Source organism: Allobosea sp. 10L417, assembly GCF_056395485.1.
This window is the reverse complement of the sequence record NZ_JBFTJP010000007.1, coordinates 244,108-269,187: the sequence shown is the minus strand read 5'-3', so window position 1 is coordinate 269,187 and position 25,080 is coordinate 244,108. Positions and strand designations below refer to the sequence as shown.

Sequence of the window (25,080 nt, the reverse complement as noted above, 5' to 3'; positions counted from 1 at the left end):
CGCCCTAGACGCTGTAGTTGACGCGGCGCTCCACGAAGTGGAACTGCGTGAAGGTCAGGAAGAGGGCTAGCGCCATCAGCACCACAGATTGCGCGGCGGAGGAGCCGAGATCGAGCGTGACGAAGCCGTCCTGATAGACCTTGTAGACAAGGATCGAGGTAGCGCCGGCCGGGCCGCCGCGCGTGGTCGCGTCGACGATGGCGAAGGTCTCGAACAGCCCGTAGACGAAGTTGATCACGATCAGGAAGAAGAGCGTCGGCGTGATCATCGGCAGCGAGATGCGCAGGAAGCGCTGGATGGGCCCCGCGCCGTCGAGATAGGCGGATTCGAGGATAGACTGGGGCACCGACATCAGCGCCGCGACCAGAAAGATGTAATTGTAGCAGATGTGCTTCCAGGACGCCGCCATGACGATCAGGGCCAGAGCGTGCCAGGAGTTGCGGTTCGGGTCCCAGTCCAACCCCAGGACCTGCAGCATGTGGGCGACGGGGCCGACGCGGGGGTTGAACAAGAAGGCCAGCATGATGCCGGCGATCGCGGGCGCAATCGCATAAGGCAGCAGCAGCACGGTGCGATAGGCGCCGCGGCCGCGCAGGATATGGTTGGAGGCGAAGGCGAGCAGCAGCGCGACCGACAGGGTCAGCGCGCTCTGCATGATTGTGAAGATCAGCGTGACCTGCGCCGACGACCAGTAGACGTTGCTGCGGAAGAGCCGCTCGAAATTCTGGAAGCCGACCCATTGGGTCGTGGCGCCGAACGGGTCCGTCAGCTGGAAAGCCTGGATCAGCGCCCTGATCGAGGGGATGAAGAAGAACAGCAGCAGGATGAAGAGCTGCGGCGCGAGCAACCAGAAGGGCAAGCGCCATTCCTTGAAATGCGCGCGCTTCAGTCCGCTTTCGCCTTGCGCATCGCCGGCGCCCTTCAGGAACAGGTGCCGCAGCGGCGACCGGAGGCGCAGGCCGCCCAAGCCTGCTGCCGTTGGAAGGCCAGGTGCCTTATTTCTTGCCAGCATTGAGCTGCTCGTAGCGGCGCAGCGACTCGTTACCGCGGGAGACCGCATCGTCGAGTGCCTGCTGCACGGGCTTCTTGCCGAGGAATGCCGCCGAAACCTCTTCCATGATGGCGACATTGATCTGGTTGCTGTTGCCGATGCGGAAGCCGAGCGAATTGTCGCTGGGCGTGCCGCGCATCAGCTGCACCACGGCGATCTCGCGCGTCGGGTTCTTTTGGTAGTAGCCCTCAGCCTTTGCAGCTTCGTAAGCCGCGGTCGTGACCGGGACATAGCCCGTCGCCTGGTGCCACCAGACCTGCGTGTCGGTCCTGGCGAGGAAGTCATAGAAGGCGGCGATCGCCTTGTACTTCTCCGGCGTATGGCCCTTGAGGGTCCAGAGAGCGGCGCCGCCGATGACGCTGTTCTTCGGCGTTACGCCCTGCTCGTACGGCAGCTCGGCTGCGCTCCAGTCGAATTTCGCGGCCGCGACGACGGCGGCATGCGAGGCGGTAGAGGCGATGATGGTCGAGCACTCGCCGGAGGTGAAGAGCTGGATCGGGATGATGCCCTGGCCGGCGAGCTGCATGACGCCGGACGATACGAGGCGCTTCATGCGCTCGACGTGGCCGACGAGCTTGCCCTTGTTAAAGACAAAATTGGTGTCGAGCCCGTCCATGCCGTTGCGCTTGGTCGCATACGGGATGTCGTTCACGGCGCTGTAGTTCTCGAGGAAGCTCCACTCGTAGTCGCCGGGGAGCACCATCGCGCATTTTGACACGCCCTTGGCTTTGATTGCGTCGAGCTGCGGTTCCAGCTCCTGCCAGGTCGTGCCGGGCTTGTCGAAGCCGGCGGCTTTGAAGTGGTCACGGTTGTAGAAAAGGATCGGCGTGGAGGAGTTGAACGGCATCGCCTGCAGCTTGCCGTCGATCGCATAGTAGCTGACGACCGGCGCGATGAATTTCGAGGTATCGATCGGATGGCCTTGCTGCGCCATCAGTTCGCTGGTCGGGAGGATGGCGCCGGAATTGACCATGGTCAGGAAGGAGCGCTCGTTCGACTGCACGATCTCGGGCTGGCGCTTGGCGCGATAGGCCGCGATCGTGCCGTTCAGGACCTCGTCATAGGTGCCCTTGGCGATAGCCTTGACGACATAGTCCTTTTGCGAGTCGTTGAACTTCTTGACCAACTCGTCGACCCGCTCGCCAAGCGCGCCACTCATCGCGTGCCAGAACTCTATTTCAGTCGCTGCCTGCACCGAGCTGAGCCCTGCCAAGAGCAGAGCGCCCGCACCCGCCAACGCACCATAGAAAGGTCGCATGCAAAGCCTCCCTCATCAGTTTTTTTGCGAGCATATGCTCTTTGTTGAAGCATATGCTCGCACACTGGCTTCTCATGTCAACTCTTGGCGACAAGCGGACGGCGGTTGCGCGGTGACCGGTGCGCGAGCGGGGAATGGTCGGCCTGGGGAGTGGAGTTAGTCCGCGAGCAGGGCGCGGGCGGTACCCTCGTCGGTAACGAGACCGTTGACGATCTTGCCGGTCAGTGCGGCCCGTAGCGGCGCGACTTTGGCCTGACCCTGGCCGATGCAGATGCGCAGGCGGGCGCTGCCCGGCTCCGGCGGCACGCTGGTGACGCGCAGGTTGGTGCCGCGGTCGAGAAAGCGGCCTTCGGCGTCGAACACCCACCCGGTCACTTCACCAACGGCGCCATGGCGAACCATTTCGAGCAATTCGCTGCGGGTCATGAAGCCGTCCCGATAGAGCACGGCATCTTCCCCGATCTGGCTGATGCCCATCAGCCAGAGATCCGCCTCGCCGGCGATGGCGCGGATACGCCGGATCGACTCGATCTCGACGAGCTGGGCGCGCTCCTCGGGACTCGACACATAAAGTGGCAGCGGCATCGGGAAATGCTGCGCCTTGGTGATCTCGGCGAGCTTGACCAACGTGTCGAAGGGACTGGCCGAGCCATCGGGGGAAATTGTGCCGACCAGCGAAACCAGCCGGTGGAGCGGGCAGGACATCGGGGGGACGCGCTCGATGCTGGCACGCATCGAGCGGCCGGTGCCGAGTGCCATGACCAGCGATTTGCGCGAGCGCAGCCAGCGCTCGATCAGCACGCCGCCGAGCGCGGCGATGCCGGCCGCGCCGGTTTCCGTCGAGCCGTCGGAGGGGGCGACGTCGCAATGCAACAATTCGAAACGGTCGCGCAGCCTGGCGGCGAGATCCATGCAGGTGCTGATCGGATGATTCATACGGAAGCTGATCAGGCCCTCGCTGCGGCAGAGCGAGACGAGGCGCTGGGCCGCCGGGCGCGAAATGTTCAGCGTTTGCGCAATATCGTCCTGCGTGCGCCCTGCAATATAGTAGAGCCAGCCGGCCCGAGCTGCGTCGTCGAGGCGGGTGTTGTCGTTCTCGGCCATCGCGTTCTCAGTGAGGCGCCGGCGCGAGCGCGAGCTCCCGCCAGGATTCGAAAAGGCGATCGGCTCCAGCTGCCAGAAGTGCCTGGCGCTGATCCAGTACGGCGAAATGGCTGCCGGCAGCGAGGCCATAGGCGGTCATCCCCGCCGCTTTCGCCGCGGTCACGCCGCTGACGCTGTCCTCGATCACCAGGCAGCGCTCCGGCGCGACGCCGCGCTCGCTCGCGGCAAGAAGAAAGAGGTCCGGTGCCGGCTTGCCGCGCCGCACGCGCGTCGTGCTGAAGATCCGTCCCTCGAACAGGTCCCAGAGCCCGGTCTGGCGCAGGCAGATCTCGATGCGTTCCTCATCGCTCGACGAAGCCACGCAATAGTCGCCGCCGAAGGCTGCGACGGCATCGCGGACGCCATCGACAGGCTGGAGATCGCTCCGGAAGGCTGCGAAAAGCTGCGCCCGCCAATTCCGCGTAAAGTCAGCCGAGGCCGGGCGGCCGGTCATTCGCTCGTAATCCTCGACAACGGCGCTGGCCGGCCGCCCGAGATAGCGGCGCATGACCATCTCCAGATCATAGCGCGAGTCGAAGGGCGAGAGAATATCGACGAGGGTTCGGCAACTGATGGTTTCGCTGTCGACGAGTACGCCGTCGCAGTCGAGGATGACAAGGTCGAAGGGCGGGAGCGGAGGGGGCATCGGGCAACAGTCAGTTCGAACGAATGCTCACATGAAGAGCATTCGTCCGACCGCCTGTCAAACTCTCCCCCGTTAGCGCAGCGTGCGGTTGACCTCCACGGCGCGCCGCCAGACCGCGTAGCGCTCGGCATAGGCCGCAGCCCTCCCGGGGTGCGGCGTGAAGATAGCGGCTTCGCCAGACGGCCGCGTACAGATCGCTTCCGGGCTTTCGCCGGTGCAGGCCAGGCGGGCCAGGCGCGCAGCTCCGAAGACGGCGCCGGTCTCGGCCTTGTGGTAGCGCTTGAGCGGCAGGTTCAGCACGTCAGAGAGGATAGACAGCCAGGTATCCGAACGTCCCCCGCCTCCGATCACCATGGCTTCCTCGATTGGCGAGGCTTCAGCTTCCAGTGCCTCCTTGCCATCCTTGAAGGCAAAAGCAACGCCCTCCAGCACGGCCTGGGTCATCGCCGTGCGATCAGTCTCGTGGCCGAGGCCGATGAAGCTGCCGCGCATCTGCGGGTCGTTGTGCGGTGTGCGTTCTCCCGACAGATAGGGCGTGAAGAGCATCGGTGCCGGGCGCTGCAACTGCGGGCCGAGTTCCTGCAGCAGCGCCGCCTCTGTTCGCCCGGAGATCGACGCCCACCAGCTCAGGCTGGCGGCAGCCGAGAGATGGACTGACATCTGGTGCCAGCGCTCCGGCAAGGCATGGCAGAAGGCGTGGACGGCGCTGCCGGCGCGGGGTTCGAAACCCGCCGTCGTGCGCCACAAGACGCCGGAGGTGCCAAGGGAAAGGAAGCAGCTACCGGGTGCCACGGCGCCCAGGCCGACAGCTCCGGCGGCGTTGTCACCGCCGCCTCCGGCGAAGCGGGGTGGCGCGTTGAAGCCCAGCTCCCGGCTGAGCTCTGCCCGCATGCGGCCCGCCGGCTGCGACCCTTCGACAAGCTCAGGCATGAAGCTGCAATCGAGCTCGGTCGCGGCCAGCATCCGGTCCGACCAGTCGCGGCGGCCGACATCAAGCCAGAGCGTTCCGGACGCATCGGACATGTCCTCGATCGCGTCACCGGTCAGCGCGAGCCGCAGATAGGCCTTCGGCAAGAGAATCCGGCGGGTTCGCCGGAAGATGTCGGGCTCGTGCCTGCGCACCCATAGAAGCTTGGGCGCGGTGAAGCCGGGCATGGCGATATTGCCGGTGATGACGCGGGAATCAGGCTCCCTCGCTTCGAGCTCCGCGCATTCCGCCGCGGCGCGGCCATCGTTCCAAAGAATGCATGGGCGCAGTGGCTCATCATGCTTATCCAGCAGAACCGCGCCGTGCATCTGTCCGGAGAGGCCGATGCCGGCGCAGCGGCGAAAGGCTTCGGGAGCAGCGCCCTTCAGGCTGCGCAGCGCATCCAGCGTCGCGGCGATCCAGTCCGCGGGATTCTGCTCCGACCAGAGCGGGAAGCGGCGAGCGACGGCAAGCTCTCGCGTCGCCGTGGCGAGCACGTGCTGCCGGTCATCGACCAGCACTGCCTTGACGGATGACGTTCCGAGATCGATGCCGATGAAGGTCACAACAAGGCCTGCGGTTCAGCGATGTTCTTCAGGCAAGCGGCCCGGATAGATCATGCTCTTCACCATACCGGCCTCGTTGGCGGCGTGGCGGCGAAACGCGGCAGGCCCCTCGGCGAGGGGGAAGCGATGGCTGACAACGGCATCGACATCGACCTTGCCGAGCGCCACCAGTTCGATTGCCCGCGGATAGACATGGCCCATTCGGCGCGAGAATTTGATGTTGAGACCGCGCCTGCGCGCTTCTGCGGCGGGGATCACATAGCTGTCGCCGTCGGGAATGCCGACCAGGACGACGCGACCGCCGATGCGGGCGGCGCGGATCGCGTCGCGAAAGCCCTCGGGCGCATTGGTAGCCTCGATGACCAGCGGCAGGCCTTCCCCCTTCGTCCATTCGGCGATGTCGGCGACGCTGGCGCCAGCCCTGCTCGCGCCGAGCTTGAGCGCCAGCTCGCGGCGGTGCGGCTGCGGATCACAGGCAAGGATCTCGCCGACCCCGGCCGTGCGCAGCACCTGCAGGATCAGGAGGCCGATCGGGCCGCAGCCGATCAGCGCCACGCGTTCCAGTAGACGCGGCTTGGCAAGATCCACCGCATGGATCGCGACGCCGAGCGGCTCGAGCATCACCGCATCGCTCGGCGAGAAGGCCTCGGGAACCGCGACGATCTGCGATTTCGGCACCCAGATCCGCTCCGTCATCGCCCCGTCATGCGGCGGGGCCCCGATGAAGACGACGTCGGGACAGAGATTGGGATGCCCGCTCCGGCAATGCTCGCAATGGCCGCAGGCCTGGTTGGGATCGACGGCCACCAGGGCGCCGCGCGGCAGGCCGAGTTCCGGCAAATCCTCGGTCAGCCAGCCGCTGAATTCATGGCCGGGGACGAAGGGCGTCGCAATCACAGCCGAACCGATGCCGCCATCCTTGTAGTAGTGCAGGTCACTGCCGCAGAGGCCGACCGCCGCCACGTCGAGCAGGGTCTCGCCCGGCGCTCTCTCGCGGAGATTGAACGGCGCGACACGCGCATCGCCTGCGGCGTGAAGGAAGACGGCACGGGACATGGGTGGTCGCCACTCGCTATGCGGATAATCTTATGCAAATGTATTTTGTGATTTACATTGGTTTGCGTCAAGCGTGATACCGCCCGGGCCCTGTGCGTTGTCGGCGCGTGCGAAAGCGATGTAAGCCAGCTTCGAAGACCTCGCTCACCATTGTCGACCGCTTCATAGGCGGCTCCCATCGCATCAGGACACCGCCATGCCGGAGGAACCGCAGACGCAAGTTCGAGCCGCCTGGCTCTATTACATGGAAGGGCTGACCCAGGCGGAAATCGCGGACCGACTGAAGATGACCCGCCTGCGCGTCAACCGGCTCCTGGTCGAGGCGCGCAGCAGCGGGCTCGTCAACATCACCATCAACTCCCGGCTGGAAAGCTGCGTCCGGCTTGAACGCGCGCTGATGGCGGAATTCGGCCTGACAGACGCGATCGTCGTGCCCAGCCCCGCCGATCCCGGCCAGATCGCAATGCAGATCGGCAAGGCCGCCGGAGAGTTCGTCTCGCGGGTCATCGAGGAGAAGCCCACCGGCATCTTCGGCGTCGGCTGGGGCGGAACCCTCAGGGAAACCATCCGGCATATCCGTCCCGGGCAATATCGCGATCTCGCGGTGACCTCGATGATGGGCGGGCTGACCTATGGCATCGAGATCAACACCTTCGAGATCGCCAGCCATTTCGCCCGGCTTTGGCAGGCGCAATGCCATTATCTGGCTGCGCCGATTTACGCTGGGGCCCCGCAATCGCGCGACATCATCTTGGCGCAGGACGTGTTCGAGGCGGCCTTCGCCCGGATCCGAGCGACCGATGTTGCGATCCTCAGCGCCGGCGATCTCAGCGCGCGATCCTTGCTGGTGCGCTACGGGCTACCGGGCGATGTCCGGGTCGCGGAACTGGCGGAAGCTGGCGCCGTCGGCGACATGCTCGGTCAGTTCATCGATCGCAGCGGCCAGGCTGTCGCGCATCCCATCAACCGCCGGGCCATCGCCTTGCCGCTCCAAGCCCTCCGCCGGATACCGACCGTGATCCTGGCCTCCGGCGGGGCCAACAAGGCGGAGGTCATTGCGGCCACACTGCGCGGGAAGCTCGCTTCCGTGCTGATCACGGACGAGGATGCGGCGGCCGCCGTGCTCGAGGCCCCGGCCACCGTGTGACCGCTAAGCCTCAGGCGCTACGGATTGCCTGCAGCAATTCGGCGTGAATCAGGCCGTTGGTGACGATCTTCTCCAGATCTTCGTCGCGCGAATCCTGGTCATAGACCGTCGTCACCCGGCCACCCGCCGCCCGCACCAGGGGCATCGCAGCGGCATGCGAGACGATGTCGGCCTTGAGGCCGATGAAGGCGTCGAGCCGGCCGGCTGCGACCAGCGACATTTCCAACCCACCGGAGACGATGACCCGCACGCCCCGGCACAGGCCGGCGAGGCGGCGGATGACGTCGCTCGTCCGGTTCGCCTCCTCGGCAGAGTAATGCGAGGTCAGGCAGATCGAGACGACGGCATCGCTCAGGCGCGCCGTGGCGGAAACGCGCGCCGGCCGGCCGTCGACCGTCGCGATGCCGCCCTCAGTGAAGCGCGCGGAGAGCCCGGCGAGCGGCGCATGGGTCAGGCCGAGGACCGTGCGGCCCTGCTCCTGATAGGCCATGGTGACCGAAAACCAGGGCAGGCCGGACGCGTAGTTCACCGTGCCATCGAGCGGGTCGATGATCCAGCGCGGCGCCTGTTCCGAACCGGAGAAGCCGGCCTCTTCGGAGAGGATCGCCGCCTCCGGCGTCAGCGCGCGCAGGCCGTCGATGACGAGACGCTCTGAGGCGAGGTCGGCCGCCGTGACCACGTCATTCAATTCCTTGCGGGTGACGCCGAGCTCGGCGCCCTGCATCTGCACGAGAACCTCGCCGGCCCGGCGGGCGAGAGCATCGGCCTGGCCGAGTAGAGCGAGAAGGCGTGGCTCGGTCATGGGGCAGGCACCGTTTGCGGCTTTCCGGGATAGGCGGGATCGAGCACGAAATCCCGGCGCGGTCCATAGTCGCCGATCGGCTGGAGATGGCTGACCAGGCCGAGGCCGGGCTTCCAGACATGGAGGGCCAGCGCCGGCGGCTCCATCACGAATTTGTTTTCCGTGCCGGGCCTGAGATCGAGCGCGACCTGATGGGCGGTGCCCGGCACGACATAGCCGATGGTGCCGGCGAAGCGCAGCTGGATCGGCCGGTGGTAATGGCCGCAGAGCACGCGCTCGATCTCGGGATGATCGGCGATCAGCTTGGCGAAGCCCGGCGAGACCTTGCAAGGCATGATGTCCATGCCGTCGACGCCGACTGAGAAGGGCGGATGGTGCATGAAGATCACCGTCGGCTTGCTCTGTCCCTGTGCGAGCTGCTCGGCGAGCCAGGCCTCGCGCGCGGCGCAGATCTCGCCGCCGTCCTCGCCCGCGACGACGGTGTCGAGCCCGATTAGCCGCACGGGAAAATCGTCGATGACGTAATGCAGGAAGCCCGCTTGCGGCAGGTACGAGTGATCGGGACGCAATTCCGCGGCGAAGGTGTCGCGGCGGTCATGATTGCCGGGGATGACGTAGACCGGCATCGGCAGGCGGCGGAGCGCGGCGCGGACGATGCCGTATTCCTCGGGCAGGCCGCAATCGGAGAGATCCCCGGTGACCAGCACGCAGTCGGGCTGCGGCTCCAGCTTCAGGACCTGGTCCACAGCCCGTTCGATCGCCGGGTTGGTCTCGACAATGCCATAGGCGGGATTGCCATGAGGGCGGGCATGGAAGTCGCTGAGCTGGGCAATGATCATCGGGAAACGTCCGGCGGTCGGGAAAAGGGAAACCGCCCGGTCATGACAGGACCGGGCGGCGAGGGGCGGGCGGCGCAGCGCGGCCGATTACTTCATCAGGGCTTCGGTCTCGGAGACGATGCGCTCGATGCCGGCCTTGGGCTGGATCTCGCCGCGCATCACGCCGGCGACGACTTCGCGCTGCTGGCGCCAGATGCGCACCGAGTTGCCGCCCGGATAGCCTTCCCACGGCGCGGCGCGAGAGACCTGGCCGTTGATCGTGCGGAAGTTGGCGTTCTCCTTGTAGAACGGGCCGAGGAAGGCATCCTCGCCGGCGCGCAGATTGGTCGGCATGTAGCCGGCGGTCTCGACGACGATCTTCTGGGCCTCCGGCCCGGTGACGAACTTGATGAACTCCCAGGCCGCCTTCTGCTTGGCGGCGTCCTTGGCGGTGATCAGCGCGGCGTTGCCGCCGGTCGGCAGCCTGCCCTTGGCCTTGTCGTCGACCGGAAAGAGGGCGGTCTTCAGCGTGAAGCGGTCGCCGATCAGGTCGGTGACCTGACGCAGGCGGGCGGGCGTGTCGAAGAAGATCCCGATCTTGCCGGCGATGAACTGCTGGCGCGACTGGTCCCAGTCGATCAGCGGCATGCCGCCTTCGGTGACGAAGCTGCGCAGCAGCGACAGCGTCTTCTCGCCAACCTCGCCGCCGAAGGCGACCTTCTTGCCGTCTGCGGACAGCATGGAATGGCCGCCCTGGAGGATCACGCCGCGCCAGAGCCAGTCATCCGGCCAGTCATGGATGTTGTAGGCCATGCCGGCGGTGTCGCCGTTGCGGATCTTCTTGGCGAGCGCGACGGTGTCGGCCCAGTTGTCCGGCATCTTGTCGGGGTCGCCGCCGGCCTTCTTCACCAGCTCGGCGTTGAAATACATCAGCGGCGTCGAGGCGTTGAAGGCAAGGCCCGCCTGCTTGCCAGCGACCTGACCGAGCGAGAGCAGGGCGTCGGAATAGTTGGCCTTGCGCCAGGCCTCCGGCTCGGCCTTCAGCAGAGGGCCGAGATCGACGAGCTGCTTGCGCTTGTCGAGGGTTTCGACGAGCTCGGTCAGTAGATGGAAGCCGGAATAGTAGACGTCCGGCAACTGGTTGGTGACGGACTGGCGTAGCATCGCCTGATGGCCTTCGTCATAGCTCGCTGCGGGCGCCCGGAAGTTGATCTTGATGTCCGGGTGCTTCTTCATGAATTCCGCGGCGATCGGCTCGTGAAACTTGGCGAAAGCGGGGAAAGCGTAGAGCACGTCGAGCGTGACTTGCTCGGCCCTGGCCGCCGTCGAGGCGAGAAGGGTCAATGCCGCCGCGGCAAGGACTTTGCCGAGAGGTTTCATGGGTGATCTCCTTGGCAGGACAGCGGGGGCTGTCCGGGGTTGCGTTGCTTCAGGCCTGAACTCTTGGGGGGCGGGCGGCTCGGCAGCCGGCTACTTCACCCCGGTCATGGTGATGCCGTCGATGAACCGGCGCCTTGCGACGAGGAAGGCGATGACGAGCGGCGCCGTGAGGATCGTCGCGGCGGCCGTCAGCGCCCCATAGTTTGATCCGGTCTCGGCATCGGCGAAGAACATCATGCCCAGCGGTGGCGGTGCGAGCTTGGCGTCGGAGATGACGATCAGCGGCCAGTAAAGGTCGTTCCAGTGCGCCACCGCCGAGAAGACCGAGAAGGCGGCGATGGCCGGCCAGGCGCTCGGCGTGACGATCCGCCAGACGATCTCGAACTCGCTCATGCCGTCGAGCCGGGCGGCGTTGATGATGTCGTCGGGAAAGCTGCGGAAGAACTGGCGGAACAGGAAGATGGCGAAGACCGAGAGGAAGAACGGCACCATCATCGAGAAATAGGTGTTGAGCAGCCCGAGCTGAGCGAGTGCCATGTAGAGCGGCATCGCCGGCACCTGCACGGGGATGCACAGGCCGAGCAGAACCAGCACGAAGAGGGCGTTGCGGCCGGGGAAGTTCAGCTTCGCCAGCGCATAGGCGCAGGGTATGGCGACGAGCAGCTGGACGATCAGGATGCCGCCGCAGAGGATGAAACCATTCAGCGCAAAGCGCAGCAGCGGTGCTTTCTCCAGCGCGAAACCGTAGTTCTGCAGGCCGTAGAACTGCTTCGGCCAGAGCGAGATCTCGGCGCTGAAGATCTCGGCCGGCGGCTTGATCGAGGTCACGAGCATCCAGATGAAGGGTGCCAGCATGAAGACCGCCCCGGCGATCAAGACGGCATGGATCAGCGCGAGCGAGAGGAAGCGGCGCAGCACCGAATGGACGGGCGTGACCGAGGCGGCGGGGAGCGCGAGATCGGTCATCAATAGTGCACCTTCTTGTCGAGGGCGAAGGTCTGCACGGCCGAGAAGACGAGGATGAAGGCGAGGAAGATGAAGGTCAGCGCCGCGGCATAGCCGGTGTGGAAGTACTGAAAACCCTCGAGATAGATGTTGTAGAGCAGCACCTCGGTGGAGCCGACAGGGCCTCCGCGTGTCATCACCGCCACTGTATCGAAGATCTTGAAGGCCGTGATCATCGTGGTGACCAGCACGAACATCGTCGTTGGCCCGAGCAGCGGCCAGGTGATGGTCAGGAAGCGGTCGATGCCGCTGGAGCAGCCGTCGATATCGGCAGCTTCGTAGAGATCGCGCGGGATCGCGGTGAGCCCGGCGAGAAACAGGATCATGTTGAAGCCGATCAGCTGCCAGATGCCGATCACGGCCAGCGTCGCCAGCGCGGTCGAAGGCTCGCTGAGGAAGGCTATGGGGCCGATGCCCAGCCATTTCAGCAGGCCGTTGACCGGACCGAGCGAGGGATGGAGCAGGAACTGCCAGACCGTCGCCATGGCGATCAGCGTCGAGGTCACGGGCAGGAAATAGACCACTTCGTAGAAGGAACGCGTGCGCCCACGCCGATGCACGAGCACCGCGATCAGCAGCGCGCCGAACACGCCGCCGGGCACGACGATCGCGACATAGAGCAGCGTGTTGACGAGCGAGCGCCGGATGATCGGATCGGCCAGCGCCTTCTGGAAATTGGCGAGGCCGACCCAGTCCATGTCGACGCCGCCGAACTCGTAGTTGGTCAGGCTGAGCCAGAGCAGGACGGCGAGCGGCAGCAGGATCGTCAGCAGGAGCAGGATGAAGGCCGGCAGGGCAAAACCGAGCCCGGTGACACGCTCGATCCAGATCCGGCGGCGCGCGACGGGGGCAAAATCGGTTGGGGATGCGAGGGCGAGCGTCATGCTCAGGCCCTCAGCGGCACGACGGAGCCGGTGGCAGCGCCCGGGCCGCGCGGCTCGATACGCTCGCCATCGGCGGCGAAGACGTGGGCTGCGGCCTCGTCGAAGCCAAGCGTGACTTCGGCAGCCTCGTTGACGCCGGCCGCTGCGGCCGGTGTCGCGCGCATCGTCACGCCTGCGGCGTCGCGCCCGGCGAGGTCGAAATGCAGGATGTATTCGGAGCCGAGATTCTCCTTGCGCCGCAGGCGGGCCGAGAACCAGGCTCGTCCGCTGCCGCCGGGCTCGCCATGAACCAGCGAGAGCGCCTCGGAGCGGATGCCGAGCGTCGCGGCCTGCCCTTGCGCCAGCGGAACGGCGAGCGCCAAGGGCCGGCCGAAGAGCTCGAGGCGGCCGCCATGCGCGACCGTTGCCGGCAGCAGGTTGATCGCCGGGCTGCCAATGAACTGCGCGACCTTGAGCGAGGCCGGCTTCTCGTAGAGCTGCGAGGGCGTGCCGAGTTGCAGCACGGAGCCTGAATCCATCATCGCCACGCGGTCGGACATCGTCATCGCCTCGACCTGATCGTGCGTGACATAGATGAAGGTCGCGCCCAGGCGCTTGTGCAGCTCGGCCAGCTCGGTGCGCATATGGACGCGCAGCTTGGCGTCGAGATTCGAGAGCGGCTCGTCCATCAGGAAGACGTCGGGATTGCGCACCATGGCGCGCCCGAGCGCGACGCGCTGGCGCTGCCCGCCGGAAAGCTGGGCCGGCTTGCGGGCGAGCAGGTGTTCGAGCTGGAGCTGCGCGGCGACCGCGCCGACATCGGCCTCGATGCCGCGCATCACGCTGCGGCGCTGGGGGGAGAGCTGCCGCAGCAGCGGCAGGCGCTGCCAAAGCTTGAGCCGCGACATCGTCAGCGGCAGCGCGATGTTCGCGCCGACGCTCATATGCGGATAGAGCGCATAGGACTGGAACACCATGGCGACGCGCCGCTCATGCGGGCGCAGATGATCGACGCGACTGCCGCCGATCGCGACGCTGCCGCGGTCGTGATGTTCAAGCCCGGCGATGATCCGGATCAGCGTCGATTTCCCGCAGCCGGACGGGCCGACCAGAGTCAGGAATTCGCCATCGGCGATGTCGAGATCGACGCCGTCCAGAACCTTCGTCGGTCCGAAGGACTTGGCGATCGAGGAGAGTGCGACCTTGGCCATGGCGTTCGCCTTTCTGTGGCCCTCTGGGCTCGTCGTTGGGCGTGTCTTGGTTGGGCGTGTCTTGCCGTGCCGCCCGCGGGCGGCCGGGGAGGCGTCTCAGGCGGCGCGCGGCGGGTAGACCTCGTGGATCACATCGTCGATCCAGAGTGTCTTCAGCGCGGCGATCTCACGGATCTCGGCGGAGAAGTCCCGGCCGTCGAATGTGTAGGAGACGGCGCCGAGCGTGGTCGTGCCGGCCATGCCGGGCTGCAGCTCTGCGCCTACGACGAAGCCGGAAGACGGCCCCCAGATGTAGCGCGTGCCGGCAACCGTGAAGTCATGGGCGCGGTGCAGATGGCCGCTGGCGACGAAGGCGACCTCATGCCGGCGCACGAGGTCGAGCAGATGGGCGCGCGGTTCGGGCGGCACGCTCCAATAGCCCTTGTCGCCCTCGTCCGGCGCCTCGATGAAAAGCGGGCGATGCAGGAACCAGCCGATGCGGCGGCCTTGCGCCTCGGCGATCTGCCGGTCGAGCCAGGCGAGCTGCCTTTGCTCTTCGGCCTCGTCGCTGCCGAACAGCATCGAATTGAGGCCGATCAGCCGCCAGCCCTCGAGGTCTCGGACCCAGAAATCCTCGCCGATATGGCTGCGCCAGCGCGCGAGACGTGCGTCATTGACCGGCTGGTGCGGATGATGGGCCTCTCCCACATCATGGTTGCCGGGGATGCTGAGCACCGGCACGCCCAGCGTATCGAGCAGGGCGCGGCAATGGCGCATGTCCTCGTCGACATCCGCGCCATCGACGGTGATGTCGCCGGTATGGATGACGAGGTCCGGCGCGTGGGCGGCCAGCCACGCCGTCAGCGGCGCCCAATTATCGGCGAAATGCCGCTTGGTCGGGCTCAGATGGGTGTCGGAAATCTGCACGATACGCTGCATGTCCCCTCCAGAATTCGCCACTTCATCGGGCGACCGTCTGTCTCCGGCGCGAGCGCCGGGCAGCGGCTTTGCCTTGGACCATACAAATGAATGTTTGATGACACAATTGTATTTTCGCTGTCGCTCGCCTCTTCGGCGATGATTGCGCGCGTGCCGCATGAACTCGCAGGGCGTGCGGGCTGCCCGCTTTATTCGACCATCTGCGCGACCTGCTTCATCGGTCCGGGCAATCACCCATCTTCGATCGGCATCTCCGATAACATCATCGGATCATTCCGTTTTCAAAACAGCCCGCGAAGCCGGAAAACGGCGGGCAAATCGAAAATGGAGACCGAGATGACCAAGCAGAGAACGAACCCGCGCCGCATCCTCATCGTCGGAGGTAGCTCCGGCATGGGCTTCGCCCTCGCGCGGCGGCTGTCAGCGGCCGGCGACCATGTGACGATCGTTGGCAGGGACGCTTCCCGGCTTCGGCGTGCGCAGGATGACCTCGGGGCCTCGGCAAAGCTCGAAATACGGGTAGCCGACATCACCTCGGAAGCAGCGATGCAGGCGCTGTTCGCGCATGGCGAGCCGTTCGACCACATCGTCTGCACGGCAGCGGATTTTACGGGCGCTTACGAAAGGCTTCCTGCGCTGGACCTGGATGCAGTCCGGCGCGCCATCGACAGCAAGATCATCGGCCCCATCCTTCTCGCCAAATACGGAAGTCCGAAGCTCTCTCCCGGAGGATCGCTGACCTTCACCTCCGGCATCGCAGCCTACCGGCCTATGGTAAGGGGAACGGTGGTCGCAACCATCAACGCGGCACTCGAAGGGCTCGTTCGGGCTTTGGCCGTCGAATTGGCTCCGATCCGTGTGAATGCGGTATCGCCGGGCTGGGTCGATACGCCGATATGGCAGACGGTGGCAGGCGAACGGAAGGCGGAGGTTCTCGCTGGAATGGCAGAACGCCTGCCGGTCGGTCGCGTCGGTCAGCCGGACGATATCGCCGACGCCATGGCCTTCCTCATCGGCAATGGCTTTACGACAGGCACGGTTCTTCACGTCGAAGGTGGTCATCGCCTCGTGTGAGAGAACGTCGCGTTCGCCCTGTCGAGGCCAGGAGAAACCTGAGGCCGGGCGGTTGAACGCGCCGGCGGCGCCATACCATGTCAAGCGTCGCCGCAAGCTCGAATCCGGGGGATGGGATCGCGGCGACGACACCGCGTTCCAGCGCTTCCCGGGTCGCGATCCGGGGTACAAGGGCATAGCCGCTGCCGGCCGCGACCAGCCGCACGATGGCCTCGATGCTGCCGACCTCGGCGACAGGCCTGGGCGGGGTGAAGCCGGCCCTGCACCAGGCCTGATCGAACAGATGCCGGTACACGCAGCCGGGATCGGTCGCAATGTATGGCTGGGCTGCGAGGGCATCCGGTGTCAAAGGGCGCACGACGGCGCCCGGGGCTGCCGGCTGCCCGATCATGACCAGCGGCTCTTGCGCAAATTCCCGCCGAGCCAGACGTTCATCCAGAGCACCCTTGCGAAAGCAAAAGGCGATGTCGTTCGAGCCGTCGAGAAGGCGCTGCAGGAGATGATCACTGCCCGCCACCTCGACGCGCATTCGAAGTTCGGGCTGGTGTTGTCGCAGATCCGTGAGCAGTGCGGGCAAAACCTCCCTTGCCACGGTTTCGAGCGCTCCGATGGTAACCGATTGATCGCCGAAAAGGCTTGCGCTCTTAACTGCCGCTAGCGCGTCGTCCGTTGTGGCCAGAATGTCCTGGGCATAAGGGACCAGCGCCTCACCGGCTGCCGTCAGCCGGAAACCCTGTCTGGAGCGCAGGAACAGGCGAACGCCCAGTTCATCCTCGAGAGCCTGGACCTGGTCGCTCACGCTGGACTGAGCGAGGTTGAGTTCGCCAGACGCTCGCGTCGCCGTCCTGCAGCGCGCGACGGCAAGGAAAGTCTGTAGCAGGCGCGGGGTCATGTCCGGTCAACGTAGATCATGCGGCTTTCCGACGCGATCACGAATTTCAATCTGCCGGCACGGTCCTTCGTAGCCAGCTTGAGACAATCCATCACATCTGGTCTTCGATCCGCGCACCAGGTGCATCGTCAACTCGCCGGACATGTGCCCAAATATTCCCGGCGTCGTCGTTGCTGCCTCCGGCGCTCTGAACAAGAGCCGCGCGGAGGTCGCGGAACGCTTCGTCGGGCTTTTCCATCGGGCGACCGAACGGGTTCGCAAGGAGCCGGCCAAGGTCGCCCCGCTGGTCCTCGCCGTGCTCGGTGGCGACCTGATCGCCGAAGCGACGATTGCGAAGGCACTCGTTTCGCGATCGCCTGATACACGGCTGCAGCGGGGCTCAGGCTCGAATCTCCGTCGGCTTGTATGTCCGACCGAAAATCCCATAGTTTGCAGTCGGCAATTCGATATTCGAGCGTGTGTCCTCGGAGGAGGAACATCATGCGAGAGCTGAGCATCCTGGGTTCCTCGCCGGTTGCTTCGACCGCGGGCGCATCGTTCGAAAGGGCGGTCACGAGTACCCTCACTGCGGAAGGCGTCAGGACTCAGCTTCATCGCATCGTGAACAGCGCGGACTTCGATGCTACGGAACGGTCGCGGAGATTTCTCGGCTATGTCGTCGAGGAGGAGATCGCAGGCCGTGCCGACCGCATCAAGGCGTATGCGATCGCGACCGAGGTCTTCGGGCGGGATGCCTCATTCGACGCGCATTCCGACCCGGTCGTCCGCATCGAGGCGGGGCATCTTCGGCGCGCACTCAATCTCTACTATGTCACCGCCGGCATTTCCGACGAGATCGTCATCTCGATCCCGAAAGGCAGCTACGTCCCCAAATTCGACATGCGGCCATCGCCGATGCGTCCCGTCCGGGTCGCCAGCCCGGCGCGCCGGTGGCGTGCTGTTCCTATCGCCGCCGCTTGCCTGTTGGCACTTGCCACACTGTCCTGGCCGACCGTGAATCGGATCAGAAGCGATCGTCAGCAGGCTCCGGCGCTGCCTCGGCTGCTGGTGAGACCTTTCGACGACCTGACCAATACGGGTAACTCGCAAGCGATCGCGCGCGGGCTGACGCAGGAGATCATCGGGCAGATCGCAAAGTTCAAAGACATCGTGACGGTGGCCGGTGATCCACGCGATGATCAAGGCGCCTCCGCTGCACGCTCTTCTGCCTCCGATCCGCGCTACGTTCTCGCGGGGGACATCAACGTCACCGACAACGAGTTCCGGCTTCGTGCCCGTGTCCTCAACCGTGTCGACAACACGGTGATCTGGGCGAACAGCTACACCGGCGATCTGCAGGCTTCGAAGCTCATCGAAACCGTGACCGACATCGCCCGGCAAGTCGTGACGCCGTGAGGGCAGCCCTATGGGGTGATCTATCGAGCCGACGCGTCGCAGCGACTTCAGAACGCTCCGGACGATTGGCAGGCCTATGCCTGCACGCTGTCCTACTACGCCTATCGCGTCAGCCTCGACGGCAAGAAGCATCCATCGGTCCGCAAATGCCTCGAGGACGCGGTGCGGCGCTTTCCGGACTATGCGACCGCCTGGGCGCTCCTCTCGCAAGCCTATGTCGACGAGATCCGCTTTCGCTATCCAATCGACCCGTCATCGTCGCCGGCTTCGATCGACAGGGCGCTCGAAGCCGCGCGCCGTGCGGTGGAACTCGACCCGGAAAACATTCGCGCACTTCAGGCCCAGATGTTTGCCTTGTATTTCCACGGCGAGGTCGAGACCGCTCTCAAGATCGGCGAGCAGGCCCTTGGGCTGAACCCCAACGATACCGAGCTTGTCGGCGAATATGGCTACCGCCTCGCCTTGGCCGGCCATTGGCCGCGCGGCTGCGATCTGATGAACGAGGCTCGCGAGCGCAATCCCGGGCCGCTCGCCTATTACGAATCCGGCCTGGCGCTCTGCAGCTACTTCAAGGGGGACCTGCGCGAGGCTGTGATGTGGATCACGAAGACGCCTGCGCCGGAGAACCCCAATTATCACTTGATCGCCGCAGCGGTCTACGGCGAGGCCGGTCAAACGATCGAGGCCGCGCGCGAGCGGGCCTGGCTCGAGGCCCATGCGCCTCAGCTCGTCGCCAATCTTCGATCCGAGGTGGCGCTGCGCGTCGTCCGCCCGGAGGACGTCGATCGGTTCCTGCAGTCCTTGCGCAAGGCCGGTATCGCGTCGCCGGGCGAGGGCAAGAGGAAATTCGACTGACTGCAGCGCTACGATTCCGCCGTATCCCGAACGACCGTCCTGAACAGCAGCGCTTTCATGTGCGCCGGACCGAGCGCGCGACTGAGATTCTGGAATGCGAAGTGCGGCATGAGGGCGAAGAACAGGATCACGGCGACGCACAGCACGCCGGACAGGCCGCCTCCGCCGATCGCCGGAACGCTGGTGGTGGCGGATTCGCCCTTGAACAGGCCGATCAGCATCTCTTCGACGACGTGAAAGACGACGAACAGGATCGAGAACAGGAAGGCCTCGTACAGGATCGGATAGATCAGTGGCCGCCGATCGAGCCACCTGCTCAAATTGAGATCCTCCAGGACAAGCATGACCTTCGCGAGGATGAACGCGTTGAACACGGCGAAGCCCTGGGACGCAAAGCCGATGCCGTGTTCGCGAAGAATGATCCGCTCGTTCAGCACGAAGAGTCCGAACAGGATCCACAGGTACAGAAACAGCACGGCGAACCGCCTTGCCTCGTCGAGGACGCGCGTCCGGAGGTTGCGCGCACGCCCTCGCTCGCCCGGATCAGCCTTCGTCATCGCCCGCATCTCCGCTTCGGCTCTTCGAGGGCTTCGCCAGCTCCTCAGCCAGGATCGGAATCGCGAGGTTGCAGGCCTGTACGCCCAGTGCGGTGCACAGCTTCAGGACTTCCATGATGTCCGTGGCTGTCGCCCCTAGCGCCAAGGCGGCCTTGATGTGTCGATGCGTCCCTGGCGCGTACATGTGGGTGAAGGATGCATCGAATGCGATGCTGAGAAGCTCCATCTCCTTCGAACTGAAAATTCCGCTGCCGTAGATTCCGGCGCCCGTCGCCATGAACTGGTCGGTCCATTGCGGATCGAGCTCGAAGAAGGGATTCCACGCTTCGTTCCACTGGCCGATATCCTTCATCCTATCGCATGCGGGCGTCGCGACCGGAGGCCTTGTCGCCGAACGCTGTCCCGACGCCTTCATTTCCTCGAGGAGGAGCGGCGCACCAAGGCTGCAGGAATGAATGGACACCACGGTCGCCATCTTAATGACCGTCAGGAGTTCGTCGCGTGTCGCGCCCGCGTCCAGGGCAGCGCGGACGTGGCGGCGCGCGCCTTCCTTATCCAGATTGGTGCAGGCGGCAGTGATCCCAACGGCGATCAACTCGACGAAACGGCGCGGAAGGACCCCGCCGTCCCAGGGGTTGGCGCTCATCGCCTGGCAGGCAAGCGCCCAGCCTGGGTCCCATGCCTCGAAATGAGCAAGGGCATCGCGTTCCCACGGCCCAAGCGAACGGCTGTCCTGGGGCTGATGCATTTCCAAACCTCCGCTTAGTCCGGTTCCGGCATTGGGAAGGCCGTGGCATCGGGCTGCCAGACCGCGAACATGTTCCCCGACGGATCGGCGAGAACGGCAACCCATGCCGTTCTCGGAACGGCCGTCTTGGGCCGCATGACTTTGGCCCCCATTCGTTCAGCGAGGGTGATCGACTCTTCGATTGACTCGACATGCACGAATTGCAGCCAGCCCTTCGGGTCGGCCTGCGGCCGGTAGGTTAGGCCGCCGCCGACCGTGTCGGCGTCGGTCGGGTCGAGGTGCATGCGCCAATAGTCCATGCCCTCCACGCGCTCCATTCGCCAACTGAAGAGCGCGCTGTAGAATCTGGAGAGCTGCTCCGGCTCGTCGCTATAGATTTCGAAGTGGGTTATCTGGCCAGTCACGATCCCGCTCCCGAGCTCGTTTGGAAGGATCGGCCTGCGCCGGAGCGCAGGCCCCATCAAGGCGCATGGAGCGCGATCGGCTATGCCGATGCGATCTTCAGCTTTGCCTGTGCGGCCAGGACGGGCGCCGGTGCGATCATGCACGCGGCGATCGGATGCGAGTCACCGCCCAGGACAGCCGGCTTGACCTTTCCATCGGTCGGCCAGGTCAGGAAACCCGGATTGAAGTCAGTCGGACTGGGTGGCATGTCGTTCTTGCGTAGCGTCTCTTCAACGCTGTCGTACCAGGTCCCGACCTTCATGATCCGGCGCGCCTCTTCGGCGGTCGCAACCTTGCGGCCGAACTCCTTGCACAGACGCACCGCGCCTTGAATTTGCTCCACCGTGGTCTTGCGGGTGCGATCGGCGCCCCAGAGATTGTCTTCGTTGCCGACCCGCACATGCTGGCCGAGCACGATGGACATCGCCGAGATGGAGATAAGGCCACGCATGCTCGACCAGAAGGTATTGACCGACCCCTGCGGCAGGCGTTGCAGGAAGTGCATCAGATCGAACGGATTCCGGCCCAGCGTTCCGCCGCCATAGGCACAGAGCGCGATGTTCAACGGCCCCATATAGACGCCAGCCCGGATGACCCGCTCGATGAGCTCCCATTGGTGGACATGAGCGGGGACGAAGTAAGGCTGGATGCCGTTCTTCCGAAGGCGCTTGAGGTGCTCGACGTAGAATTCGGGGGTCGAATCCACCACCATGCCGGCCCAGGCCGCCAGCACCTTGGGGTCGTCCATATGCGTCCCCTTGATGTCTTCCTTGGAGAACATCGAAGCGATGTCCCAGAGCGTGGTGCCGGTCGTCACCGTCACGAACTCCGGCTTGGGATCCAGCTCGGTGAGCATGTGGCGGGTATCGTAATCGAGCCATTTCGCCTTGGCGTCGGCCGTGTGCGGCGAGAACGAGATCGAGCCGCCGACCTGGATGATCATGTCGGGCACGGCTTCCTTCACCCGCTTCAGCAGGTAATTGTAATCGTCGAAGTTCGTCGACCCCATGCCGGTGGCCGGGTTCCGGACGTGGAAGTGCAGCATCGTGGCGCCGGCCCTGTAGCAGTCGACTGCGATCTGGACTTGTTCGTCCCAGGTCAGGGCGATATCGCTCGCGTCGCCGGGTAGCCATGCCGGGCCATAGGGCGCCGCCGTGATGATGAGTGGCGCCATGTTCTCCGGCAATATCGAGTTGTCGGTGTAGTACATGTCTTTCCTCCCTCGCTTTGGCTCTCCGGGCTTCTCGCGGCCCCTGACGGCAGGAGCGCCCGGCGCCGTGGAACTCTCATGCTCATGAGCGGCGCTTCGGCTGGTCCGCCCGGCCAATCGGGATGAGGTCGACGGTCCTCAGCGCCGCGCCGATTTCGGCGATGAGGCGGTCGATCACGGCAAACCATTCCGCCGTTCTTTCACCGCGAATCTCGGCGGGAAGTGCCTGGGCCAAGAGCAGCGCCCGCTCCGCCTCGGCGAGTTCCTCGCACATGTCACAAAAATCCTCGCTGCGTGCCGCGAGCTGCTCGATCGTCCGGCGCTCGGCCGGGAACCGTTGCATCACGGCGGAAACGCCTGGCTTCCTCTGTTCGTCGTCGGGCATCGACGCCGATCCCATCATCGCGTCGGTTCTTGCTTCGGGGCGGACCATAGACGGATCGGTCGGAAATCTGCGTAACCTACGCAGAAGACACGGGGGGAGGGGGCACATCACGGCGCTGTCAGGATGCGCCAATTGCAGCCATTGGGCGGTTGCCCGAGTGCGGACATTCATAGGCGCGCACGCGGTCACCTGCCGTGCCGGAACCTCATGTCCGCAGGTCGCTGCTGGCTTGTGATCGCCTTCAGAACCTGACGTCGAGCCGTCCCTTGAGGGCCTGGTCGCGGGTTCGCTCGCCGACGGCGGCCACATAGGAGATGCCGAAGGTGGTCGAGGCGTTTGCGCGCCAGTCGAGCCYGGCTTCGGCGACCAGCGCATTGCGATCGATGGCCGCGGCGTAAACCCCGGCCCACGTCGTGCCGGCGACGAAGGCCGTCACGGTCTTCGGCGTCAGATCGCCGAAGCCATAGCGCCAGCCGAGCAGACCCCGGGCGAAGAGCGGCATCGTACCGAGCTGCGCCTCGGCGCGCAGGCCCCATGTCGTGAAGCCGAGATTCTGGTCGCCGGAGAAGACGCGTAGCGCCGCAGCGCCGCCTTGCTCGACGTCGGAGCCGCTCGAGACCTGAAGCAAGGCAAGCTGGGCGAAGGGTTCGATGCCGAAGCGCTCAGAGGTGAACGCATAGCCTAGCTCGGCGAAGGCCTGCGCCACCCGGCTGTCGCGGTCCGATCGAAGCGTGGCTCGCCTCCGCTCTTAGCAAAGAAAACAGCCCGTAAAGTGCAGAGTAGACTATTGCCGTAGTTCATCGCGTGGCGGCAGACGCGGGCGGTGGCTGCCCAGTTGGTTTCCTGCGCTTCGCTACTGCGGTGACGGGCTGATCTTCGTCGGCATCAATGATGCGCTGTCGATCGCAAGGCGCCGCAATAGCGACGAGGTGCTGCTGGCGCGGGCGGCCAATCCGGATAGTGCGGCACGCGCTCGCGAAGCGGGCCAGGGGCGCGCCCATGAGAAGCATTTGACCGCATCGCGCTGACGTGCGCCTTCGGCTGGCGTCGCCAAGATCGGCTCTGCCGGAATGACGCATGGCTCAGGTCACATCGCGAGGTTATGGGCATGACAGCAAATGCTACGGCCGCAGCCCTATTGAATGCCTGCGAAGACCTGCTCGTCCAAACAAGACATCCGTCCGAAGTCTCATCGCGTCGGATCGCCGATCGCGCCGGCACGAATCCGGCTGCGATCAACTATCATTTCGGCGGCCTCGAACAGTTGTTCATTGCGGTGGCGGAGCGCACCTACCGACGCCTCAACGCAGAGCGTCTGGCGCTTCTGCAAAAGGCCGTTGATGCGGCCCACCCTGAGCCGGTGCCAGCCGACGCGTTGGTCCGCGCTATCATCGGCCCCTCGATCCGCTGGGCGCTCGATCCGGATTCCGCTTATCCGGTCCTTCGGCATGTAATCTCCAACTACCTGGGTTCGGAGAAGCCGGAGATGTACCGAGCGATGATCGACGAGGTCGAGCCTCACCGCCTGTTCATCTCGCATTTCCTGAAGGTCGCGCCATGGCTCGACGAGGCGGAGATCGGCTTCAGGATCAGTTGCCTTCTCGGCATCCGATCGCAGCTCATCCGGCATCGGCAGCGGACAGAAGCCCTCACCATGGGCCGGATCGACATGTCGGATGCCGAGGTGCTGCTCGGCCATATCGTTTCTATCGCCACGCCGATGTTCCGTCAGCACTGATTGTCAAACCGCGTTTGAATTCGTTCATTCCAGTGACATTTGGCAGACCTATCGGGCTCCGAACTCGCGGAGCCCCCGATGAAATCAAGCGTCACATTCGTTCATATTACCGACCTGCATGTCGGCGATCCCGCGGTCTCGGACGATCACCTGTTCAGCAATACGAGCGAGACGCTCACCTCGATCCTCGCGATGATCGGCCGCATCGAGCCGAAGCCCGCCTTCATCGTCGCCAGTGGCGACCTGACGAACCGCGGCAGCACTGACGACTACAGGCATCTCGCCCGGCTCATGCAGTCGACGGACGTTCCGGTCCTGTACGCGCTCGGCAATCATGACACGCGCGAGGGCTTCTATCAGGGCATGCTCGATCGTGCCGACGAGCTGACGGCGTCCTACGACCATGATCACGTCATCGACGGGCTACATGTCATCGTTCTCGACACCAGCACGCCCGGCCAAATTGGCGGCACGATCGAACCCGAGCAGTTCGACTGGCTTGAAGCCAGGCTCGACGCCCACCCGGAGCTGCCGAAGCTGCTCGTCGCCCATCACGCGCCTGCGCTCGGCGAGGCCCCGGACTGGGCCCATTGGCGCACTATCGAGTTCGACCAGTCGCAGCGCCTGGCCGAGATGCTCGTCGGGCGGAACATCCTCGCGATCCTGAGCGGCCATATCCATCACGACCGCTTTTCCGTCTGGCACGGCATTCCGGTGATCGTCGGTATGGGCATGCATGCAGCCACGGACATTCTGGAAAGTTCGGTACTGCGCATGGTCCGCGGCGCTTCCTTCGGCATCGGCACGGTCCGCAAATCGGGCCTGACGATGGCGCTCGTCCCGCTGCCGTCCGATCGGGCCGAGCTCAATCGCTACGACCTCACGATGCTGAGCGAGCGGCAGGAAGCCGCCCTGGCCGAAGCCACGGCGGGTTGAACCCAGAGTCACCGC

25 protein-coding genes and 1 pseudogene are annotated in these 25,080 nt (G+C 65.0%); 6 read left to right on the top strand and 20 right to left on the bottom strand.

Annotated elements, in window-relative coordinates; genetic code table 11:
• Window positions 1-4 precede the first annotated feature (4 nt).
• From AC1DE3_RS18670 to AC1DE3_RS18645, 6 genes are all read right to left on the bottom strand, one after another.
• Window positions 5-1,012 (bottom strand): ABC transporter permease subunit, encoded by a 1,008-nt coding sequence (locus AC1DE3_RS18670; RefSeq protein WP_476778717.1) that lies wholly within the window; start codon window positions 1,010-1,012, stop codon window positions 5-7.
• Entirely contained in the window at window positions 996-2,309 is a 1,314-nt protein-coding gene (locus AC1DE3_RS18665) for an extracellular solute-binding protein (protein ID WP_476778716.1), read from the bottom strand. Before AC1DE3_RS18665 ends, AC1DE3_RS18670 begins: the two co-directional genes overlap by 17 nt.
• Before the next feature lie 156 nt (window positions 2,310-2,465).
• A complete protein-coding gene (locus AC1DE3_RS18660) occupies window positions 2,466-3,413 on the bottom strand; it encodes a sugar-binding transcriptional regulator (RefSeq protein ID WP_476778715.1) in 948 nt (315 codons plus the stop codon).
• 7 nt (window positions 3,414-3,420) lie between these two features.
• Complete coding sequence (locus AC1DE3_RS18655; protein ID WP_476778714.1) at window positions 3,421-4,098, bottom strand: HAD family hydrolase; 678 nt, start codon at window positions 4,096-4,098, stop codon at window positions 3,421-3,423.
• Between the two features lie 72 nt (window positions 4,099-4,170).
• Complete coding sequence (gene xylB, locus AC1DE3_RS18650; protein WP_476778713.1) at window positions 4,171-5,631, bottom strand: xylulokinase; 1,461 nt, start codon at window positions 5,629-5,631, stop codon at window positions 4,171-4,173.
• A 15-nt stretch (window positions 5,632-5,646) separates the two neighbouring features.
• Window positions 5,647-6,687, bottom strand: coding sequence for a zinc-dependent alcohol dehydrogenase (locus AC1DE3_RS18645; RefSeq protein ID WP_476778712.1), 1,041 nt, complete (start codon window positions 6,685-6,687; stop codon window positions 5,647-5,649).
• Window positions 6,688-6,883: 196 nt separating this feature from the next.
• Here AC1DE3_RS18645 and AC1DE3_RS18640 point away from each other — a divergent pair, with 196 nt between their 5' ends.
• A complete protein-coding gene (locus AC1DE3_RS18640; RefSeq protein ID WP_476778711.1) occupies window positions 6,884-7,834 on the top strand; it encodes a sugar-binding transcriptional regulator in 951 nt (316 codons plus the stop codon).
• 10 nt (window positions 7,835-7,844) lie between these two features.
• On the opposite strand, the gene AC1DE3_RS18635 is transcribed toward AC1DE3_RS18640, so the two are convergent.
• The 7 genes from AC1DE3_RS18635 to AC1DE3_RS18605 form a co-directional block, all read right to left on the bottom strand.
• Window positions 7,845-8,636: an inositol monophosphatase family protein gene (locus tag AC1DE3_RS18635; protein ID WP_476778710.1), complete on the bottom strand. Its 792-nt coding sequence runs from the start codon at window positions 8,634-8,636 to the stop codon at window positions 7,845-7,847.
• The gene (locus AC1DE3_RS18630; RefSeq protein WP_476852646.1) at window positions 8,633-9,475 is read right to left on the bottom strand and encodes a phosphodiesterase; all 843 of its coding nucleotides are present in this window, start codon (window positions 9,473-9,475) and stop codon (window positions 8,633-8,635) included. The genes AC1DE3_RS18635 and AC1DE3_RS18630 overlap by 4 nt, the downstream gene beginning before the upstream one ends.
• Before the next feature lie 87 nt (window positions 9,476-9,562).
• The gene (locus AC1DE3_RS18625; protein WP_476778708.1) at window positions 9,563-10,834 is read right to left on the bottom strand and encodes an extracellular solute-binding protein; all 1,272 of its coding nucleotides are present in this window, start codon (window positions 10,832-10,834) and stop codon (window positions 9,563-9,565) included.
• Between the two features lie 90 nt (window positions 10,835-10,924).
• Window positions 10,925-11,800, bottom strand: coding sequence for a carbohydrate ABC transporter permease (locus tag AC1DE3_RS18620; RefSeq protein ID WP_476852645.1), 876 nt, complete (start codon window positions 11,798-11,800; stop codon window positions 10,925-10,927).
• Window positions 11,800-12,723, bottom strand: a complete 924-nt coding sequence (locus AC1DE3_RS18615; RefSeq protein ID WP_476852644.1) for a carbohydrate ABC transporter permease — start codon at window positions 12,721-12,723, stop codon at window positions 11,800-11,802. The genes AC1DE3_RS18620 and AC1DE3_RS18615 overlap by 1 nt, the downstream gene beginning before the upstream one ends.
• 2 nt (window positions 12,724-12,725) lie before the next feature.
• Window positions 12,726-13,913, bottom strand: a complete 1,188-nt coding sequence (locus AC1DE3_RS18610) for an ABC transporter ATP-binding protein (protein ID WP_441512789.1) — start codon at window positions 13,911-13,913, stop codon at window positions 12,726-12,728.
• Between the two features lie 96 nt (window positions 13,914-14,009).
• On the bottom strand, window positions 14,010-14,831 hold the full coding sequence (locus AC1DE3_RS18605) for a metallophosphoesterase family protein (protein ID WP_476778705.1): 822 nt from the start codon (window positions 14,829-14,831) through the stop codon (window positions 14,010-14,012).
• Window positions 14,832-15,167: 336 nt separating this feature from the next.
• Here AC1DE3_RS18605 and AC1DE3_RS18600 point away from each other — a divergent pair, with 336 nt between their 5' ends.
• Window positions 15,168-15,905 carry an SDR family oxidoreductase gene (locus AC1DE3_RS18600; RefSeq protein WP_441513079.1) on the top strand — a complete coding sequence of 246 codons (738 nt, stop codon included), beginning with the start codon at window positions 15,168-15,170 and terminating at the stop codon, window positions 15,903-15,905.
• On the opposite strand, the gene AC1DE3_RS18595 is transcribed toward AC1DE3_RS18600, so the two are convergent.
• Window positions 15,856-16,797: a LysR family transcriptional regulator gene (locus AC1DE3_RS18595; protein ID WP_476778704.1), complete on the bottom strand. Its 942-nt coding sequence runs from the start codon at window positions 16,795-16,797 to the stop codon at window positions 15,856-15,858. The two genes, AC1DE3_RS18600 and AC1DE3_RS18595, sit on opposite strands and share 50 nt — an antisense overlap.
• A gap of 405 nt (window positions 16,798-17,202) precedes the next feature.
• Here AC1DE3_RS18595 and AC1DE3_RS18590 point away from each other — a divergent pair, with 405 nt between their 5' ends.
• Both AC1DE3_RS18590 and AC1DE3_RS18585 read left to right on the top strand, forming a co-directional pair.
• Window positions 17,203-18,192, top strand: coding sequence for a hypothetical protein (locus tag AC1DE3_RS18590; RefSeq protein ID WP_476852643.1), 990 nt, complete (start codon window positions 17,203-17,205; stop codon window positions 18,190-18,192).
• A gap of 15 nt (window positions 18,193-18,207) precedes the next feature.
• Window positions 18,208-19,047: a tetratricopeptide repeat protein gene (locus AC1DE3_RS18585; RefSeq protein ID WP_476852642.1), complete on the top strand. Its 840-nt coding sequence runs from the start codon at window positions 18,208-18,210 to the stop codon at window positions 19,045-19,047.
• Between the two features lie 8 nt (window positions 19,048-19,055).
• On the opposite strand, the gene AC1DE3_RS18580 is transcribed toward AC1DE3_RS18585, so the two are convergent.
• The 6 genes and pseudogenes from AC1DE3_RS18580 to AC1DE3_RS18555 form a co-directional block, all read right to left on the bottom strand.
• The gene (locus AC1DE3_RS18580) at window positions 19,056-19,613 is read right to left on the bottom strand and encodes a hypothetical protein (RefSeq protein WP_476778702.1); all 558 of its coding nucleotides are present in this window, start codon (window positions 19,611-19,613) and stop codon (window positions 19,056-19,058) included.
• The gene (locus tag AC1DE3_RS18575) at window positions 19,591-20,352 is read right to left on the bottom strand and encodes a carboxymuconolactone decarboxylase family protein (RefSeq protein WP_476778701.1); all 762 of its coding nucleotides are present in this window, start codon (window positions 20,350-20,352) and stop codon (window positions 19,591-19,593) included. Before AC1DE3_RS18575 ends, AC1DE3_RS18580 begins: the two co-directional genes overlap by 23 nt.
• A 14-nt stretch (window positions 20,353-20,366) precedes the next feature.
• Window positions 20,367-20,756, bottom strand: a complete 390-nt coding sequence (locus tag AC1DE3_RS18570) for a VOC family protein (protein ID WP_476778700.1) — start codon at window positions 20,754-20,756, stop codon at window positions 20,367-20,369.
• Between the two features lie 80 nt (window positions 20,757-20,836).
• Window positions 20,837-22,006 carry a beta-keto acid cleavage family enzyme gene (locus AC1DE3_RS18565; protein WP_476778699.1) on the bottom strand — a complete coding sequence of 390 codons (1,170 nt, stop codon included), beginning with the start codon at window positions 22,004-22,006 and terminating at the stop codon, window positions 20,837-20,839.
• Between the two features lie 82 nt (window positions 22,007-22,088).
• Window positions 22,089-22,562, bottom strand: a complete 474-nt coding sequence (locus tag AC1DE3_RS18560; protein WP_476852641.1) for a hypothetical protein — start codon at window positions 22,560-22,562, stop codon at window positions 22,089-22,091.
• Between the two features lie 70 nt (window positions 22,563-22,632).
• Window positions 22,633-23,115, bottom strand: a pseudogene (locus tag AC1DE3_RS18555) (autotransporter outer membrane beta-barrel domain-containing protein); the annotation flags it as partial.
• Window positions 23,116-23,493: 378 nt separating this feature from the next.
• On the opposite strand from AC1DE3_RS18555, the gene AC1DE3_RS18550 reads away from it, so the two are divergent.
• Entirely contained in the window at window positions 23,494-24,129 is a 636-nt protein-coding gene (locus AC1DE3_RS18550) for a TetR/AcrR family transcriptional regulator (RefSeq protein WP_476778697.1), read from the top strand.
• Window positions 24,130-24,207: 78 nt separating this feature from the next.
• Window positions 24,208-25,065, top strand: coding sequence for a metallophosphoesterase (locus tag AC1DE3_RS18545; RefSeq protein ID WP_476778696.1), 858 nt, complete (start codon window positions 24,208-24,210; stop codon window positions 25,063-25,065).
• The last annotated feature ends 15 nt before the right edge of the window (window positions 25,066-25,080 follow it).